Here is a 2841-nt window from a genome sequence, read left to right as displayed (position 1 = left end):
GCCCGAGCAGCAGCACCGCCAGCCAGATCAGCAGCGACAGCGCGCCGCCGATCCGCAGGCGCGCGGGCGGCGGCGCGGCGTCGGCGCGCGCGAGCTGCGCGTGCCACGCGCGGCTGCGGTGCAGCAGCAAGGCGTTTGCCAGTCCCGCGAGCACCAGCGCGATCTTCAGCCAGAACACCGGCAGCGCCGCGTAGTCTGCCGGCTGCACGATGAACAGCAGCGCCCCGGCGACGATCGCGAGCACCGCGCCGCCGAACGCGAACGGCAGCACGGTCCGCGCGAAGAACGCGAGCGGCACCGCGCGCCACAGGCCGAGCAGCTTCGCGTCGACCGGCGCGATGCCGCCGACGAGCAGCGCGATGCCGAGGATGTGCGCGGCGTTCACGAGCGGGTAGAGCCAGGTCGAGTGCCGCAGGTGCACGGCGAGCGCCGACGCGTCGATCGATTCGAGCAGCCCCTCGAACATCGCGCCGCCCTAGTCGCGGTCGGGATAGAGGTCGTACTGGCGGCCGTCGATCAGCACGCGTTCGGCCTTGATGACCTTCTCGCCGGGTCGTGCGGACTTGTGGCCCGACACGGTGATCCGCACCCCCTCGACGAGCATCCCGTCCTTCAATCCCGCGCGCTCGTTGCGCCACGGCTGCCCGACCTCGGCGACCCATTCCTCGCCGTCCGCGTCGAGCGTCACCCGTCCGTGCGGGTTGCCGAGCCGCACCGACTTGATGACGCCGGTGACTTCGGAATTCACGGGTTCGGCCCAGTTCCAGCCGTGGTGTCCCAGCGCCACCGCCGGTGCGAAGACGAGCACGACGGCCATCCGGCGAATATTACGTTGCAGATTCATCCGGGTTTCTCCTTTATGCGCAGCCGCCGGCGCGCGGACAGTGCGTGATAGACCGCGGCCGCGCTGACGCCGAACACGACGTGGGCGGCGAGCGTGATCGCGTCGCGCGCCGCCGCGAACCACGGAAAGACGGCCGTGAAGCCGTACATGTTGACGATGAACAGCGCGATCCCGAACGCCGCGCCGGCGACGACCGACGCGCCGAGGCCGAGCGACCCGATCCCGGTCGCGAGGACCAGCCCGTATGCGATCGACAGCGCGAAATGCACGACCGTCGCGGCGAGCGTCACGACCAAGTCGAAGCTCGCCGGCGGCGGCAGGACGCCGCGGCCGAGTACGGTTGCCGCCGCGAACCGCGCGTCGCGGAACAGGATGTCCGGAAAGGCGTCGGTAAAGACCAGCCACAGCGCGACTTGCGCGACGGTCGAGACGACGCCGGCCGCAATTCCCGCCAGCACGGCCGGCCGCGCGTCGGGAAGGCGAAAAACCGCTTTGCGATCTACGATATCCATGGTGTTTCCGTCTCGACGCAGCCGTCGGACCGCTACCGGCGGTTCGACTGCGCGCGGCGCCGGGAATTCTGACCGCGGGCGGAAACTCCGCCGGGCGACGGCCGTTCGGCGCGGGCGCCGCCCGAGCGCGACTTGACGAGTGGAGGCGCCTTGAAGAATCCTCGAACGGGTGATCGCTGTGCTCCCGCGGCCGGACCGGCATGCCCCCGGATGTCCGACCTCCACCGCGCGACCGACTGGGCGCAAACCCCGCTCGGTCCGATGTCCGGCTGGCCCGTCAGCCTGAAGACGGCGGCCGCACTGGTGTTCGGGTCGTGCTTTCCGATGGCGTTGCTGTGGGGGCCGGAGCTGGTCCGGATCTACAACGACGCCTACCGACCGCTGCTCGGTGCCGAACATCCGGCGGCGATGGGACGCCCGGCCCGCGTTGCGCTGCGCGACCGCTGGGAAGCGTCGCAACCGCTGTTCCGCCAGGTCATGGACGAGGGCGAGACGGTTTTCCTGTCCGAGAGGATTTCGAGCGGGCAGGCCGACGATGGCGCGCCGCGCACCTTCGTGACGATCTGCTACAGCCCGGTGTTAGGCGAGGACGACACGGTCGGCGGCGTGCTCGTGACGATCGTCGACGACACTCCGCAGGTGTCCGCACGCCGCGCGCTCCAAGCGAGCGAGTCGCGCTATCGGATGCTTTTCGAGTCGATGGACGAGGGATTCTGTCTCGTCGAGATGATCTTCGACGCGCAGGATCGTGCGATCGATTTCCGCTTCCTCGAAGCCAATCCGGCCTTCCGGACCCTCACCGGCCTCGCGGCGGCGCACGACGCCCGGATGCGCGAACTGGTGTCGCAACTCGAGGCGGACTGGTCCCGGATCTTCGGCGAAGTCGCCGTCACCGGACAGGCTGCACGCTTCCGGCGGCGGTCGGGGAGGCTCGGCCGGTGGTTCGACGTCTATGCGTTCCGCTACGGCGCGCCCGAGCTGGGCCAGATTGCGCTGTTGCTCAGCGACATCACGCTCCAGGTCGAGGCGGAGGAAGCGCTGGCAGCGGGGCATCGCCGTCTCCAGCACCTGTCGGCCGCGCTCGAGCGGCTGTCACAGTCGGAGGGCTGCCGCGTGCTGCAGGACGAAGTGCTGCGCGCCGCGCGGTTGCTCGCGCAGGTGGACGGGGTCAGCGTCGTGATCGATTTCGGCGAGACGTTCTACTGCGACGGACGCCTCGCTCCCGGCGGCGTGACGTGGAACGATCGGCCGGACCCGCTGATCCTCGAGCTTGCCGAGCGCGCGCTGTCGGCCGGGCGCGCCGTCGTGATCACCGACCTCGCCGAGGATGCCCGACTGCGCGCGCGCGTCGAGCCGGGTGAAGCGATCCGCAGCATCGTGATGATCCCGGTCGGCGGGACGAAGCTCGCGGGTGCGATCGCGACTTACTGGTTTGCGCCGCGCGACCCCGACAGGGAGGAGATCGACGCGCTCGAAGTGTTCGCG

The 2841-nt window shown here is 70.1% G+C and carries 4 protein-coding genes; 1 reads left to right on the top strand and 3 read right to left on the bottom strand.

The window, feature by feature from the left end; all coding sequences use genetic code 11:
- The 3 genes from V6M37_RS14410 to V6M37_RS14400 form a co-directional block, all read right to left on the bottom strand.
- Nucleotides 1–466 (bottom strand): hypothetical protein (locus V6M37_RS14410; RefSeq protein ID WP_332674446.1); only part of this gene is annotated, 466 nt, incomplete at its 3' end.
- A 9-nt stretch (nt 467–475) separates the two neighbouring features.
- Entirely contained in the window at nt 476–844 is a 369-nt protein-coding gene (locus V6M37_RS14405; protein ID WP_332674444.1) for a DUF6152 family protein, read from the bottom strand.
- Nucleotides 841–1356 carry a sodium:proline symporter gene (locus V6M37_RS14400; RefSeq protein ID WP_332674442.1) on the bottom strand — a complete coding sequence of 172 codons (516 nt, stop codon included), beginning with the start codon at nt 1354–1356 and terminating at the stop codon, nt 841–843. The genes V6M37_RS14405 and V6M37_RS14400 overlap by 4 nt, the downstream gene beginning before the upstream one ends.
- 210 nt (nt 1357–1566) lie before the next feature.
- Between V6M37_RS14400 and V6M37_RS14395 the strand changes: the two genes are divergently transcribed.
- Nucleotides 1567–2841: PAS domain-containing protein (locus tag V6M37_RS14395; RefSeq protein ID WP_332674440.1), on the top strand; the 1275-nt coding region annotated here is incomplete at its 3' end.

This window comes from Aromatoleum sp., from assembly GCF_036675785.1.
In the GTDB taxonomy this organism is placed as follows: domain Bacteria; phylum Pseudomonadota; class Gammaproteobacteria; order Burkholderiales; family Rhodocyclaceae; genus Aromatoleum.
The sequence above is the reverse complement of the archived record's forward strand: the minus strand, read 5'-3'. Positions and strand labels throughout refer to the sequence as shown.